The sequence below is a fragment of the Proteiniclasticum ruminis DSM 24773 genome (assembly GCF_000701905.1).
Classification (GTDB): domain Bacteria; phylum Bacillota; class Clostridia; order Clostridiales; family Clostridiaceae; genus Proteiniclasticum; species Proteiniclasticum ruminis.
In genome coordinates, this window is record NZ_JNKC01000007.1 from 132816 (window position 1) to 147148 (window position 14333).

At 42.3% G+C, this 14333-nt stretch carries 13 protein-coding genes, 2 tRNA genes, 3 rRNA genes and 1 other annotated feature; of the genes, 2 read left to right on the plus strand and 16 right to left on the minus strand.

Going from position 1 to position 14333, the window contains the following annotated elements; translation table 11 throughout:
• Nucleotides 1–89: 89 nt before the first annotated feature.
• The 5 genes from serS to T487_RS15965 form a co-directional block, all read right to left on the minus strand.
• Complete coding sequence (gene serS / locus T487_RS0109920) at nt 90–1367, minus strand: serine--tRNA ligase (protein WP_031576864.1); 1278 nt, start codon at nt 1365–1367, stop codon at nt 90–92.
• Between the two features lie 64 nt (nt 1368–1431).
• Nucleotides 1432–1631 (minus strand) — a binding site (T-box leader).
• Nucleotides 1632–1663: 32 nt separating this feature from the next.
• A complete protein-coding gene (locus T487_RS0109925) occupies nt 1664–1891 on the minus strand; it encodes a DUF1667 domain-containing protein (protein ID WP_031576865.1) in 228 nt (75 codons plus the stop codon).
• A 12-nt stretch (nt 1892–1903) separates the two neighbouring features.
• Nucleotides 1904–3289 (minus strand): FAD-dependent oxidoreductase, encoded by a 1386-nt coding sequence (locus T487_RS0109930; protein WP_031576866.1) that lies wholly within the window; start codon nt 3287–3289, stop codon nt 1904–1906.
• A 20-nt stretch (nt 3290–3309) separates the two neighbouring features.
• A complete protein-coding gene (locus tag T487_RS0109935) occupies nt 3310–6045 on the minus strand; it encodes a UPF0182 family membrane protein (protein ID WP_051651651.1) in 2736 nt (911 codons plus the stop codon).
• Nucleotides 6046–6075: 30 nt separating this feature from the next.
• Nucleotides 6076–6600, minus strand: a complete 525-nt coding sequence (locus T487_RS15965) for a hypothetical protein (protein WP_051651652.1) — start codon at nt 6598–6600, stop codon at nt 6076–6078.
• A gap of 188 nt (nt 6601–6788) precedes the next feature.
• On the opposite strand from T487_RS15965, the gene T487_RS0109945 reads away from it, so the two are divergent.
• Nucleotides 6789–7196, plus strand: coding sequence for a secondary thiamine-phosphate synthase enzyme YjbQ (locus T487_RS0109945; protein ID WP_031576871.1), 408 nt, complete (start codon nt 6789–6791; stop codon nt 7194–7196).
• Between the two features lie 67 nt (nt 7197–7263).
• Here the strand turns inward: T487_RS0109945 and T487_RS0109950 are convergent.
• From T487_RS0109950 to T487_RS0109990, 9 genes are all read right to left on the minus strand, one after another.
• Nucleotides 7264–7339, minus strand: a tRNA-Ala gene (locus T487_RS0109950).
• A gap of 5 nt (nt 7340–7344) precedes the next feature.
• A tRNA-Ile gene (locus T487_RS0109955) sits at nt 7345–7421 on the minus strand.
• A 3-nt stretch (nt 7422–7424) separates the two neighbouring features.
• Nucleotides 7425–7542, minus strand: a 5S ribosomal RNA gene (gene rrf / locus T487_RS0109960).
• Between the two features lie 235 nt (nt 7543–7777).
• Nucleotides 7778–8971, minus strand: coding sequence for a [FeFe] hydrogenase H-cluster maturation GTPase HydF (hydF, locus tag T487_RS0109965; RefSeq protein ID WP_031576872.1), 1194 nt, complete (start codon nt 8969–8971; stop codon nt 7778–7780).
• Between the two features lie 12 nt (nt 8972–8983).
• On the minus strand, nt 8984–10402 hold the full coding sequence (gene hydG / locus T487_RS0109970) for a [FeFe] hydrogenase H-cluster radical SAM maturase HydG (RefSeq protein ID WP_031576874.1): 1419 nt from the start codon (nt 10400–10402) through the stop codon (nt 8984–8986).
• A gap of 41 nt (nt 10403–10443) precedes the next feature.
• Nucleotides 10444–11505, minus strand: coding sequence for a [FeFe] hydrogenase H-cluster radical SAM maturase HydE (gene hydE, locus T487_RS0109975; RefSeq protein ID WP_031576875.1), 1062 nt, complete (start codon nt 11503–11505; stop codon nt 10444–10446).
• Complete coding sequence (locus T487_RS0109980) at nt 11506–11763, minus strand: TM1266 family iron-only hydrogenase system putative regulator (protein ID WP_031576877.1); 258 nt, start codon at nt 11761–11763, stop codon at nt 11506–11508.
• A gap of 245 nt (nt 11764–12008) precedes the next feature.
• Entirely contained in the window at nt 12009–12923 is a 915-nt protein-coding gene (locus T487_RS15465) for a polysaccharide deacetylase family protein (RefSeq protein ID WP_036909367.1), read from the minus strand.
• A 51-nt stretch (nt 12924–12974) separates the two neighbouring features.
• On the minus strand, nt 12975–13487 hold the full coding sequence (locus T487_RS0109990) for an SOUL family heme-binding protein (RefSeq protein ID WP_051651653.1): 513 nt from the start codon (nt 13485–13487) through the stop codon (nt 12975–12977).
• A 131-nt stretch (nt 13488–13618) separates the two neighbouring features.
• On the opposite strand from T487_RS0109990, the gene T487_RS0109995 reads away from it, so the two are divergent.
• The gene (locus T487_RS0109995) at nt 13619–13798 is read left to right on the plus strand and encodes a MarR family transcriptional regulator (protein ID WP_031576882.1); all 180 of its coding nucleotides are present in this window, start codon (nt 13619–13621) and stop codon (nt 13796–13798) included.
• 106 nt (nt 13799–13904) lie between these two features.
• Here T487_RS0109995 and rrf (T487_RS0110000) read toward each other — a convergent pair.
• Together rrf (T487_RS0110000) and T487_RS0110005 are read right to left on the minus strand one after the other, a co-directional pair.
• Nucleotides 13905–14022: ribosomal RNA gene (gene rrf, locus T487_RS0110000) — 5S ribosomal RNA — on the minus strand.
• Between the two features lie 75 nt (nt 14023–14097).
• Nucleotides 14098–14333, minus strand: a 23S ribosomal RNA gene (locus T487_RS0110005); the annotation flags it as partial.

Here is a 14333-nt window from a genome sequence, read left to right on the forward strand (position 1 = left end):
GACATTAGTTATTATAGCAATTATAGATTTGGGTGTCAATGAAAAAATGAGAGGCTCCGTTAAGAAAAACACAGCCTCTCAGACTTCACTTACTTGATGAGCTCTTCTCCCTTAAGATAAGGTCTTAGGGATTCTGGAATGGTCACAGTACCATCCTCGTTCTGGAAGTTTTCAAGGATTGCCGCCATGGTTCTACCAATGGCAACGCCTGAACCGTTCAGTGTATGCACAAACTGAGGTTTATCTTTTGCGGTTTCCTTGTACTTGATATTGATTCTTCTGGACTGGAAATCCTCAAAGTTTGAACAGCTGGAGATTTCTACATACCTGTTGTAGCTTGGCATCCAGACCTCAATATCATACTTTAATGCTGCAGTGAAACCTAAGTCACCTTTACAGATTCTTACCACTCTATATGGCAGACCTAATCCCTGAAGCACTCTTTCCGCATCTTCCACAAGCTTATTCAGCTCTTCATAGGAATCTTCTGGCTTTGTGAACTTCACAAGCTCCACCTTATTGAACTGATGCTGACGGATGAGGCCTCTCGTATCTCTACCAGCAGAACCTGCTTCTGCTCTGAAACAAGCAGAATATGCCACATGCTTTATTGGGAGCTCTTCTCCTGAGAAGGTCTCATTGCGGTACATATTGGTCACAGGAACTTCTGCAGTCGGAATCAGGAAGTAGTCATTTTCTGTGAGCTTAAAGGCATCTTCCTCAAACTTAGGCAGCTGGCCAGTACCTGTCATGGACTGTCTGTTGACCATAAATGGAGGCATCACCTCTTCATAGCCATGATCTGTATGGGTATCCAGGAAGTAGTTGATGATGGCTCTTTCCAGTCTTGATCCATAGCCTTTCAGGAAAGTAAATCTTGAACCGGTGATTTTTCCGGCTCTCTCAAAATCCAGAATATTGAGGTTTGTTCCAAGGTCCCAGTGTGCCTTTGCTTCAAAGCTGAAACTTCGAGGCTCTCCCCACTTTCTGATTTCGACATTGTCTTCATCTGTGTCTCCATCTGGCACTTGGCTGTTTGGGATATTAGGCAGACGCAGCATAATGAACTCAATGGCTTCATCAATTTCGCGCACTCTGTTATCCAGGTTCTTGATGGTTTCTCCAAGATCCTTCATTTCTGCCATGATCTCGGTCACGTCTTCTCCAGCTTTCTTCTTTTTAGGGATTTCTGCTGATACCTGATTTTTTCTAGCTTTTGCTGTTTCTACTTCCACCAGGGTTTCTCTTCTTTCCTCATCCAGTGAAACAACCTTGTCTATATCGGAGAGATCAAGGCTCTCTCCTCTATTGCTCATGAGCTTCTTGATTTCTTCAGGGTTTTCTCGGATTCTCTTAATATCCAGCATAACAATTCCTCCATTTTTTTAATTTTTTATAATTTTTTATAATAAAAAAGAGCCAGATCAATTCCCAAGGGACGATCTGACTCGTGGTGCCACCCTACTTTAATAAAGCGATGCGCTTTATCCTTCAAAAAGATAACGGTCTTCTCCGTACTGCATTACCAGTCCCTCCAAGGTGGATTCCATAAATGCCTCTTGCAGATTTGCACATGACCATCTGCTCTCTAAAAAGTGACATTACTGTACTAACCTTATCAACGGTTTAATTCAATTCATTATATCCCTTCCCCTTGAAAAGGTCAACTCTCAATGGTTTTCGTCACTATGATGTTGACTCCCGTGTTGAGGATATTGCTGCAGATGATGTCTCCGCGCTCCAAGGGAACGCCCACATAGATTCTTGAAAGAACCTTCGACACTTCAATAAAGATGTCCCGCTCCATGGGCTGGTCGCTTTTCACAGGAACCATATGATGGGTCTCAGACCCTTTAATCCTGATAATGCTTGTATAGTACTCTTTTTTCATGATGCTCTCCTTCTAGCGGCCATCAAATTCCTTGATTCTGGCGAAGACCACTTGAGAATTCTTCTTGTCGTTCATGATCTCCAATGGACTTTTGTGAAGCTCTCTGGCCAAAATCCCGATGATCTTTGTCAAGCAGTAAGACCCCTGGCATCTGCCAAAAACAATACCTGTTCTTCTTCTTACACCTTCCACGGTTCTCGCCCCCATGGGTCTTCGAATAGAGTCTACAATTTCCCCTTCTGTGACATTGGAGCAGAGGCAGATCATTTTTCCGTATTTCGGATCAATGGAAATGATCTCATTTCTTTCTTCATCCTCCATCTCCCTGAAACGGTAGTACTTTCTTCGCTTGCTTTCATAATCACTGTTTGGTTTTGCTTTAAAGTGCTTCAGAACCATATGGAGCGCATCCTCCGTAATGGCTGACAGGACATTGTCCACCGCATAGTTTTTTGCCTGAATATGGATATATCCCTCTGTCTCAAACTCCTGGTCGATCTGGATGGGTTCTGTCCAGTTCCGGCTTTCATTGATGATGTCTACTCTCTCAGGAGGAAACGGCCCAATGACACTCTCCACTTCTTTCTTCATCTGGGAGAACTCTTTGGATGTGCTTGTTTTAAGGCTTGCCAGAAGCTTATTGGTGGACGTGGGGACTAGACTTATGACTTCTCCACTTGCCTTGTACTCCTTGATGATATGCTTGATCTCATTTTGAAAATCTTTTTCTACCAGCATATGTTCAATGATATCATGGGGTCCCACCATCTCTTCATCTTTCTTGATGGAGTAATGGTCTCCAAATGTGGTTCTAATAACAACTCTAGCTGTGTACTTGTTTTTATTCGTGGTTACCTTAATGCCGCCTCTAGGCTGATTATGGATGTCAAGCACTTCTTCTTCCAGGCGGAAGCTCACTCCATTGTCATAGGCGATCTCCGCCATGGCCGTGGCATAGTCATAGGGCGAAATCACCCCAGTATTCATAGAGTAGATGACATTTCTGTCTTCTTCCTTGATATGGTGATTCATCTTTCCCGCTTCTTTACCCGTTAAAAGTGAAATTCCCTGAATTCCTCTTCTTACCGCACGGTCATAGACCCTCACCGCTTCCTCTTCTGTGGGATAAATGGTAAAGGAAGGCACTTTTTCATAAAATACATCCAGCTCCTCCGATAGCGCATCCAGTTTCTGGTTGCTTCTTCGGATCAGCTGATAGATATGGTCCTCTTCTATGTCTTTCCCATCTAGGATAAGAGAGGAGTTAAAAAGAGCCACATCTTCCGCTATATCAAAGTTCTTCTCAATGAGTCCAATATTTAGATTGTACTTGCACAGCTCATAGGCCATGGCACAACCCACCAGTCCTCCTCCAAGAATAATTACATCATAATCCATATGATTTCTCCCCTTACTTATCAGTTCAGCATTTCTTCCAGGACTTTCTGAAGTTCTTCCATGAGCCGACCATATTCTGCCCAGTTTCCAGCTCTCTGAGCTGTAAGCGCTTCTGCAAAAAGATCATTGGCCTTTCTGGCTAATGTCTCATCCACAGGCCCCTCTGGACCTTCTGAGGGCTCTTCCAGATTCATGCTGAAGAGTTTTCCAATGGCATTGTTAAAAGTATCTGAAATGACAATCTGATTGTCATTGGATACGATAAATCTTTTCACTTCCGGTATAGAATTCTCCCCTTCTGCCACAAGATAAACCGGCACCACATAGAGAAGGCTGTCCTCTATGGGCGTGATGACCATATCTCCAAACTCGACTTTTGATCCACCGCTGTCAAGAAGAGACAGCTCCTTAGAAATCTCCGGATCCTGGTTGAGCTTGTTTCTGAATAGATACGGACTTGATACAGTCTTCTGAGGAGGGAACTTATACTCCACCAGCTGACCATAGTGGTCTTTCTCCATACGCACGTTGACGATGGCCACCATATTTTCCTTGCCCTTCACTGTATAGTACTCCGTGAACACCAGCTCCAGATCGTCCTCATCTCCAAAGGATGTAAAGAGAGAGTAAGGATCCTGTTGAACCTTTTCCTGAGAATTGGATGAAGTCACAGCAGATTTCTGCCAAGTGTCTTCTCCATTGTAGAAGATTCCAGGATCTGTCACATGATATTCTTCAAGCACTGTAGTCTGAATGGCGAAGAGATCCTCCGGATACTTGATATGGTCTCTCAGCACTTCAGGCATTTCATCCAAATCTTTGAAGAGGTCTCCAAAAATCTTATTGTATGTGATGGCAATAGGGTCATTCTCATCCGCCAGATAGAAGTTGACTTCTCCAGTATAGGCATTGATGGTTACTTTGACGGAATTTCTGATATAGTTGATGCCTTCATAGGTTCTGGCATTGGGATACTTGTCTGTGGTGGTATAACCATCCATCATCCAGTAGACCTGATTATCCGCAAGTACAATGTACGGATCTTCATCATAATGAAGAAACGGTGCAATGGTTCTCACGCGGTCCACGATATTTCTTTTTCTTATGATTTTCGAATTGCTGTCAATAAGGGAAGAAATCAGGATCTTCGGTTCCTTTTCCTCTATGGCGTAAAGAATCCTGTTCAAGAAGCTGAGCTTGATGCCAGCGCCGCCAGTATAGCGGTAGGTTTCATTTTCTCCGCCTCTAGGATGGTCAAACTCATCCGTTCTTGCTCCTGTAATGATGTAATCTGAAACCATCTCACCAAAATAAATTCTTGGATTCTCCACGGAAATGTCCGTGAGGTTTGTGGTTGGGATATCCTTCATGAGAAAATCAGGCTGTCCCTGGGAAGTCACGGTGCTGGAGTCCGATAGCACCACACCATATCCATGGGTATAAAAGAGATGGATATTCTGCCATGTGGCAGGGGAGATGACGCTGCGGTCGATCTCTCTCGGAGCCAGAAACACCTGCTTCTTTTCTCCATTGATCATATACCGGTCCACATCCACGTCATTGAAATCATAGTAAGAACGGATGACCTGTGCCTGCTTGATGAAATCCAAGGTATGTCTATAGGAGTTCACCTTGATGCTGTCTACTACATTTCTGTTTTCTGTCACTTCCTGAGGTGTAATATTCTGGTTTGCTTCAAACTGCCTGATCTCCACATCCTGAATCCCGAAAGCTTGCCTAGTCATATTGATGTTGTTGAGAATATAAGGTCTCTCCCTTTCCAGCTGATTGGGATTGACGATGAGGCCTTCAACACCCACATACGCAACAACTCTAAGAAGGCTTAATCCAAAAATCAGAAGGATTGAATACCCGATGAGATTGATTTTTCGCTTTTGAACCGCGTAGGCCACCACAAGTGCAGAAACTGCAGAGATGACCGCCATGATTCTTAAAATCGGCACATTCACATTCACATCTGTATAGCCAGGCCCGTACACAACTCCGGACTCATTAAACATCACCAGGAAGGAGTCCAGATAATAACTCACAGCAAGAAGAATCAGGTAAAGTGAAATGAGCATGGCAAGGGCTTTTCCAGCAAATTGGATAAAGCCATTCTTCAGCACATGAAGAATCCCACGGAGATTTCTGAAGTTCATTCTGTTGAAAGAGCTTTTTGCCGCAATGATCAGGTAAATGACTACCGTGAGAATGATCAGTAAGACCACTACGGAAAGAGCCATGAAAACCAGAAACTGGTATAGCGGCATTCTAAAAACATAGAATGAGATATCTTTCCCAAAGACCGGATCCACGACATTAAAATCTACACCGTTGATGAACTGAAGAATCAGATACCAGTTGTCCTTGGCCAGTCCATAGGAAACGATACCAAAAAAAACTGCAACAGCGATGTACACAAAACGGTTTCTTATTTTAATCTGCTCTGGGGTCTTTGGCGGATAGGAAACCTGATCATATTTTTTTGCAATGCTTTTATAGTAAAAGATTGAAACAAAATAAAAAACAAAAAAAATGGGTATGGTGAGCCCTGCTACGGAAAAGGCTCTTGTCAGATATGTTCTGGTATAACCCACCTCTCCAAACCACTGAAGTGTGGCGATGAGATGTGTGGAATTGAAAAGAAGAATTAAGAAAAGCAGCAGGAATCCCAGAACCAGATAAATATTCTTCTTTCCCTTGAACACATTTTTAAAGCGAAAATTAAAGTTTGGTTTGATGTCGATTTTCATAGCTTTTCCTCCATATGATGTACTTGATTTCTAATTACAGTCATCTGCTTCTTTCAAAAGTGTGTGTATTCTTATAAACTCGGAGTCCTTCCCGTAGATTTTTCTGAGATTTTCAGTGGTTTCATGATGTGTTCTTATCAGCTGCTCCTCCATGCTGTCTTTCTTAAAAATACTTTCTGAAAGAAGAAGATCAGCTCCCCGCTCCGCATGATGAAGATAGGACATCATAAAAGGCCTTTTCTGAATATAAGATACTCCAGAAAGTCCGGTTTTATGCAAAAGCACCGCCACACTCTTCTCTATGAGATGAAGCGGCCTTTCCACTTTTCCGATGTCATGCAGCAGCACCGCTTTTACCAGATCCTTTGAAGTCTTTCCATGTAAGCTTTTTATAAAAGCTTTTGTCACAAGTTCACTGTGGATCTGTTCTGATTTTTTCAGTGTTCTGAAAAGTTTCTGTTCACTCTCAGTGAGCGTACTATTTATGAACTTTTCATCTGACTCCATAAAGATATAGAGGATATTTTTAAAGAACTGAACCACCCGTTTTCGCATACATACTCCATATAACAACTTCAAAATATTAATTACTATAACTTACACTATTATTATAAGCTAAAAATCCGCATAAAAACCTTAAGTTCAGAGAATATTCATGAGGTTCCCTTCTCAAAAATCCCCTAAGAAACAGCACTTGGGGTATAATAAAAGAAAAGCTATGATTCTAAATTCGGAGGTGCTTTATGAAAGTCTTTAAAAAACAAATTCCAGTGAAAACAAAAAGCAGACAGGAATTTTATGAAATCACAGATGATATCCGAAAAGCTGCTGAGGAATCGGGCATTAAGGAAGGGATTCTTACTGTGTTCTCTCCTCACACCACTGCTGGACTCTGCATCAATGAAAATGCGGATAAAGATGTACTGACAGATCTGATTTACGGTCTGGATAAAGCCTTTCCCGATGATGCCAAATTCAAGCATATGGAAGGGAACTCCCATGCTCATCTGAAATCCATCAATCTGGGATCAAGCCTCAGTCTTATTGTCAGTGATGGTATCATTGAAATGGGAATCTGGCAAGGAATCTTCTTCTGCGAGTTTGATGGCCCCCGGGACCGCTCTGTGAAGGTTCATATCATGGGGGAATAACATTCTGCTGAAAAATAAATATAAGAAAAAAGTCCGAATATGAATTCATCACATTCGGACTTTTTTATGGTGGAGATAAAGAGACTCGAACTCTTGACCCCCTGCGTGCAAGGCAGGTGCTCTCCCAGCTGAGCTATACCCCCGTAAATGGTGGACCTTCAGGGACTCGAACCCCGGGCCGACCGGTTATGAGCCGGTTGCTCTAACCAACTGAGCTAAAGATCCAATAACTGGCGACAACCTACTTTCCCACAGGGCTTCCCCTGCAGTATCATGGGCTCCATTAGGCTTAACCGTCGTGTTCGGAATGGGAACGGGTGTAGCCCTAACAGATATAGACACCAGATTTACGTAAATTACGGCAAGCCGTAAATTTACTATACAAAACGTTTGACAATCCTTTGCCTCAACGTATTGATTTCCAAAAATTTAGCACAATTTTTGAGAACAATCATTATTATAAGTCTTAGTCAAAGGACTGTCAATAGGTTTTTTAATAATATTTCTAAAGAGTTACATCCTGAATCAAAGCCTTTTTCAAGACATAATGAAACTCTTTAGAAGCCAATGGTTATCAGGGTTCAGCCTGTTGGAGTCCTTAAAAATTCAATGCTCCGCTCAAGTATTCCATTCATCTGCGCGATGAGGATTCCATAGTTTGTTACTGGCACTTCAAAAGAATCAGCAGATGATATTCTGCTTTTCATTTCTCGTTCAGAGAGCATACAGCCTCCACAATGAATGACCAGATCGCAGGGCTTTGTATCCAGATCAAACTCCTGCCCATTGGTATGATGAAACTCAAACTCTTTACCTGTGTAGGCCTCAATCCACTTCGGAAGCTTCACTGTACCAATATCATCACACTGCTTATGGTGGCTGCAGCCTTCTGAAATAAGGATTCTGCTGCCTTCTGGCAAATCTTTCAGAACCCTAGCGCCAGCCACTGCTTTTTGAAGATCTCCCTTGTATCTTGCCATAAGGATGGAAAAGCTTGTAAGCGCCACATCCCTTGGCACCATTTCTTTTACTTCCTGAAATGCCTGGCTGTCAGTAATGACAAGCCGGATATGAGACTGAAATTGTCTCATGGTTTCTTCCAGTTCTTCTACCTGTACCACCATGATTTTTCCGTGATAATCGAGAATTTCTCTTAAAACCATCTGCTGTGGAAGAATGAGTCTTCCTTTAGGTGCAGCGGAATCAACAGGGACCACAAGAACCACAAGATCTTTGGGGTGGAGAAGGTCTCTTATGATATATTTCTCCTGCTTTTTTAAAGACAGCTTTGTTCCAATGGCTTCTTTCAGAGCATAGATACTGCTTTCATCATAGATACTGACAGGTATGAATGTTTCCTGCGTCTTAAGGGTTTCTGTGAGAAGATCTTTTTTATTCATCACCTTGAGAAACGGTACGTTCTTATTCTCAAGATGCTTTATAAGCTCTTTCAGTTTCAAATCATCTTCTTCTCCAGGCTGATAGATGACTAGAGCACAGTCGGTTTTTTCAAGGATCCTATAGGTTTGCTTTATCCGTTCTTTTCCCAGAATACTAGTATCATCAAGACCTGGTGTATCCATAAGTACTACTGGTCCCAATGGAAGAAGCTCCATGGATTTCAGCACTGGGTCTGTCGTGGTGCCTTTTTCTTCTGATACCACAGCAAGATGTTGCCCAGTGATGGCATTCATTAGGCTTGACTTGCCGGCATTGGTCTTTCCAAAAAGGCCGATATGGATTCTCTCTCCTCTAGGTGTTTCGTGTAATCCCATAACTCATTTCTCCTAAAACCTGAAGTCTCTTTTCCCTTCATTAATATCTACTAGGTTTTGTGCTGCGCGTTCCTTCACTCTTGGATTGGTGACTTTATCCAGCTCTTTTGCAATCATTTTTTCACCTAATACCCTTGTTTCCTCACTGGCATAATCCATGAGATATTCTTTCAGAGTGATCAGTGCGTTCGGATGGCAGCAGTTGATGATCTGTCCGCTCTTTAAAAGCATCATGAAGCGGTCTCCTGTTCTACCCTCTCTATAGCAGGCGGTGCAGAAACTTGGCACATGGCCCATTTCCATAAGCCAATGGACGATCTCATCCAGTGACCTTTTGTCACTTACATCAAACTGTTCTGACTTATGGTCTTCCAGCTCCAGTTTGTCATATCCTCCCACGCTGGTCCTGGAACCACCACTGATTTGGGATACACCAAGCTTCAGTACCTTTTCTCTGCATGCCTGGCTTTCTCTGGTAGAGATGATCATTCCAGTATAGGGCACTGCAATACGGATACAGGCGACTATTTTTGCAAAAGTCTCGTCATCAATTCCATTATTGAAAGACTCCGCATCAATATCATCCGCATGCCGGATTCTTGGAACACTGATGGTATGAGGTCCCACGCCATAAGCTGCTTCCAGATGCTCTGCATGCATCAGAAGCCCTGTAAGCTCGTATCTGTAGCGTTCTAAACCAAAGAGGACCCCAATCCCTACATCGTCAATCCCGCCTTCCATAGCCCGATCCATGGCTTCTGTATGATAGGTATAGTTGTGTTTGGGTCCAGTGGGGTGGAGCATTTCATAACTTTCCTTATGATAGGTCTCCTGGAAGAGAATATACGTACCAATCCCTGCTTCATGGAGCTTTCTGTAGTTTTCCACACTGGTGGCCGCAATATTGACGTTTACTCTTCTGATGGCACCATTCTTGTGCTTCACATCATAAATAGTTTTAATGCTCTCAAGAACATATTCTATGGGACTGTTGATGGGGTCTTCACCTGTCTCCAATGCCAGTCTCTTATGCCCCATGTCCTGAAGAGCCATGACCTCACGCCTGATCTCCTCCTGGGTGAGTTTCTTTCTGGCAATATGTTTGTTCTGGAGATGATAAGGACAGTACACACATCCATTGACACAGTAGTTGGAAAGATAAAGTGGTGCGAACATGACAATTCTGTTTCCATAAAATCTTTCCTTGATTTCTTCTGCCAGCTTGAAGATTTTTTCATTGAGGTCTTCAAACCCGCAGTCCAGAAGCACCGCTGCTTCTCTATGGGAAAGACCGTTGCCCAGCCTTGCTTTTTCTATTATGGATTCAATCAGTGCTCTATTACCACTGTTTTCTTCTGCATAGGATAAAGTTTTTAAGATTTCATCGTGACTGATGAATTCCTCTGCCTTTTTCGATTTCACATCATACATGTTCCTTGCACATCCTTCATATTCATTTTTCTGAAATCACTTCATTTATTCCTGATCATTGCCCTGTTGGAGTCCCCTCTGTGAACCACCACCTGAAACCCAATGCTGTCCATGGACTTTTCCAGCAGCGAAAGACTCTCCGCCGCTTCACATCCGGTAAAAGCCTTATTGTCATATAGAAGGTACTTCTTTCTCACGTCTGTGGGGGAAAGATTGGGCATAACGACATTGGCCCCTGCCTCCATTCCAAACTCTCTTCCTCTAGGGTCAATGGTTCCAAGAGAAGTGGTAGATGGTATGAGTGCATCCGGCATCATCAGGCGGATGATGGATAGGAGCATCAGCGTAAGATCTAAGGAACCATGCTCAAAGTCTTTGAACACTGATTCATGATGGGGTACAAAGGGTCCGATACCCACCATTTCAGGGTTCAGCTCTTTCAAAAACAGAAGATCCTTTACGAGGGTGCTACTGTTTTGAAAAGGAGAACCCACCATAAATCCTGTACCTACCTGATAGCCAATTTCTTTTAGGTCCCATAAATGCTTTATTCGCACCCGCAGGTGTTCCCCTTTAGGATGCAGTTTACCATAATGCTCTTCATCTGCAGTTTCATGCCGAAGGAGATATCGGTCTGCACCGGCCTCATAGAGCTTCTTATAGCTTTCTTTCGATCTCTCCCCAAGAGAAAGGGTAATGGCACAATCGGGATACGATTTTCGTATAGAGGATACAATTTCAGTCATGACCTCATCAGAATAGTAGGGATCTTCTCCTCCTTGTATCACAAAGGTTCGAAAACCTAGTTCATATCCTTTTTTGCAACAGGAGAGGACCTCTTCCTTTGAGAGTCTGTAGCGCTCTGCATTCTTGTTCTCCCTGCGGATTCCGCAGTAGAGACAGTCACAGACACAGTAGCTTGTGAGCTCTATGAGCCCTCTTATATAGACTTTATTCCCAAAAACTCTTTCCCTGACTTTTCTTGCCCTTTTCATGGCATAGCTTAAGTCTTTTTCTGTAAAAGTATCCAGAAGGATCATCAAATCCGCTTCTGAAAGGATTTGATCATTTTCTAACTTAATCAGCCGTTCCAGATTGTTCATCTACTTTTCCCTCTTGCTCTTGGCATAAATGGTTTTCGTGGATACTCCATCAAGCATGCCCAGTTTTCCAGATAAGGTGCTGATAATATCCATTGGAGCATCTACCGCCACTGAAATGATATTCATAGATTTTTCCTTATACGGTATACCCATCCTGCCGATGATGTATTTTCCATACTCATGGAGTATCTGGTTGAGCCTTTCTGCTGACTCATATTTTTCCACTACAATCCCAATAAGTGCTACTCTTTCCTCCATAATTCCCTCCATAAAAAAATACGCCAAAAAGGCGCATAAAATCTTAACAATCTTGTGCTACGCCTTCTTCTTTAGGATTCCCCTTCAGAATCAGTACATCATAACAATTTAATGTTCAAGATAAGGCATCCCTCGTCTCTTACAAGTGTCATTATATCATTCTTTTTGTTAAATTAATATCAATTTCTTTGACATTTATACTATGGAAAAACCTTTCTTCTCTCCAGGAAGAAAGGTTTTTATTGCTATTTCAATAATGTATCGTAGGTTTCAAGCTGGACAAATTCAAATCCTCTCCTTCTAAGATCCTCCACAACCAGCGGAATCCCCTGAGAAACCTCAGAATGAGGCTGATTCATGTGAAATAGGAATATTGATCCTTCTTTTGCATTATAAGAGGACTTTAGCATCTGTTCTTTGGTAAATGTAGCTCCAGCATCTCCCAGCACATCGAAGTTCACTGCCTTCAGCTGTAACTCATCTAATATCATCACGGACACATCATCATAATATGCTGTACCAGATCGGAAGTATTTAGGCGCACGACCTGTCATCTCTTCAATCAAGCGATGATTCACAACAACTTCTTCCACTACTTCCGAAATACCTTCCGTACCCTTGATTCCATAGATGGATTGCCCATTGATGCACAGAGGCCGATGTTTAGTACCGTGATTTTCCATTTGGAACAGTGGATTGGAGGCAAGGAAGAGAAACTGCTCTTCATTCGCTTCAATCCATCTTGAGTTTATAAAAAGGGTCACGGGTACTTTTTCTTTTATCAGATATTCTATTAGGGCTTCATCATATCCGCTGCCATGAGTTCCGCCGCAAGCATCAAAGGTGAGTGCAACCACTTTGTCACTGGTCACAATCGACGTCTTTACACCCTCTATATTCTCTCCAAAATCCAAAGGATCTCTTTTGGAATATTGCTCTTCCAACAATTCTTTGATTTCTTCCATGGGTTTCTCAAGAAGCATTACATCCTTCTCTGTTTCAGCTTCATTATTCTCTGAGGGGACTCCTTCAGGCTCCACTGGTCTTTCATATGTAGGAGATTCTACTGGAGATATAGGGTCTACTTCGATATTTGAGGTGCAAGCGCTGGTGAAAATCAAAATCATACTAAACAGAAGCCCTAAGAATATTTTTTTCATACTTCCTCCAATTTCCTGCAAAAATGCAACCATAATATATCCAGTGTTATTTCATTTTAACAGCTTCACCGGTATCCAGATTTCATTTTTCCTAAAGAATCCCGGCGTAAATGGTGGATTATAATATGCCATCCTAGCATCACCAGTGATTTCCCATCCTTTTTCTTCAATCCAGTTTTTGAGTCTATCTTCCTGTTCTTTCTCTATTCTGCTATTGGATACGCCAGAATAGGTGATGGTTGCATAATACCCCTCTTCGGTCTTTTCTATGGTAAGCCTCTTGTCCTTTGGCAGAGGAATGTCATGTAGATGTTCTTTCGGAACGACAAAAGCCATGGTGTAGACCTCTTCTTCTTTTTTCTCTATCACTGGCACTGTCATGCTGATCTTGGCCTCTTTCTCATTATTCTTGGAAATATACCTAAATAATGTCTGAAACCCTCCAGAATTCATCGGATCTTCATTTTCCTTATACTTCACCACATGAAACTCCTGATATTCTCGTAGCTCGAAGGCTCCCTCTTTTTCTTTTACTCTATATTCCGGACTTTCATATCTTCCCATTTTTTTACCTTTTCTCCTCTTTTTTATCAGTTTCTACTTAATAAACATAATCAATAATCTTTCATTTTTCCTTCATCAGATCTCTTTCTAATGCTATAATTATACTATGTAAAATTGGGAGGTAGAGTATTATGGATCACTACAATATGGTATTGGACTTTTTCAAAAACGCTGCTGAGCCTGTGAATGCAGGTAAAGTCGCAGAAGGTACCGGTGTCGACCGTAAGGAAGTCGACAAAATCATGAAAAAACTGAAAGAAGAATCCGTTATCGTCTCACCAAAGAGATGCTACTGGGAATTCAAGAAATAAAACTTAAAGGATCACCATACAGTTCCTGCTGTATGGTGGTTCTTTTTCTTATTCTACTCTTTTTTGAGACAACAAAAAAGCCCTAAGCTTACGCTTAGAGCAGTGTAACTGGCGACGACCTACTTTCCCACAGGGCTTCCCCTGCAGTATCATGGGCTCCTTGAGGCTTAACCGTCGTGTTCGGAATGGGAACGGGTGTAACCCTCAGAGATATAGACACCAGATATTCAGTTTTGGAAAGATCTGCATCTTTCAAAACTGCATACAGAGATTGTAAAGAATTTAAGTTGTTCTTTTTTTTGATTAAGCCCTCGATCTATTAGTATGAGTAAGCTGAATACATTACTGCACTTACACCTCTCACCTATCAACCTCGTGTTCTTCAAGGGATCTTACTGACTTACGTCATGGGAAATCTTATCTTAGGGTAGGCTTCACGCTTAGATGCTTTCAGCGTTTATCCTGTCCCAACTTAGCTACCCAGCTATGCTCCTGGCGGAACAACTGGTGCACCAGAGGTTGGTCCATCCCGGTC

Bases quoted from the DNA above. Each gene is read 5' to 3' on its own strand.
- serS (WP_031576864.1), bottom strand. From the start codon at position 1,367: ATGCTGGATATTAAGAGAATCCGAGAAAACCCTGAAGAAATCAAGAAG.
- T487_RS0109925 (WP_031576865.1), bottom strand. From the start codon at position 1,891: ATGAAAAAAGAGTACTATACAAGCATTATCAGGATTAAAGGGTCTGAG.
- T487_RS0109930 (WP_031576866.1), bottom strand. From the start codon at position 3,289: ATGGATTATGATGTAATTATTCTTGGAGGAGGACTGGTGGGTTGTGCC.
- T487_RS0109935 (WP_051651651.1), bottom strand. From the start codon at position 6,045: ATGAAAATCGACATCAAACCAAACTTTAATTTTCGCTTTAAAAATGTG.
- T487_RS15965 (WP_051651652.1), bottom strand. From the start codon at position 6,600: ATGCGAAAACGGGTGGTTCAGTTCTTTAAAAATATCCTCTATATCTTT.
- T487_RS0109945 (WP_031576871.1), top strand. From the start codon at position 6,789: ATGAAAGTCTTTAAAAAACAAATTCCAGTGAAAACAAAAAGCAGACAG.
- hydF (WP_031576872.1), bottom strand. From the start codon at position 8,971: ATGGGATTACACGAAACACCTAGAGGAGAGAGAATCCATATCGGCCTT.
- hydG (WP_031576874.1), bottom strand. From the start codon at position 10,402: ATGTATGATGTGAAATCGAAAAAGGCAGAGGAATTCATCAGTCACGAT.
- hydE (WP_031576875.1), bottom strand. From the start codon at position 11,505: ATGAACAATCTGGAACGGCTGATTAAGTTAGAAAATGATCAAATCCTT.
- T487_RS0109980 (WP_031576877.1), bottom strand. From the start codon at position 11,763: ATGGAGGAAAGAGTAGCACTTATTGGGATTGTAGTGGAAAAATATGAG.
- T487_RS15465 (WP_036909367.1), bottom strand. From the start codon at position 12,923: ATGAAAAAAATATTCTTAGGGCTTCTGTTTAGTATGATTTTGATTTTC.
- T487_RS0109990 (WP_051651653.1), bottom strand. From the start codon at position 13,487: ATGGGAAGATATGAAAGTCCGGAATATAGAGTAAAAGAAAAAGAGGGA.
- T487_RS0109995 (WP_031576882.1), top strand. From the start codon at position 13,619: ATGGATCACTACAATATGGTATTGGACTTTTTCAAAAACGCTGCTGAG.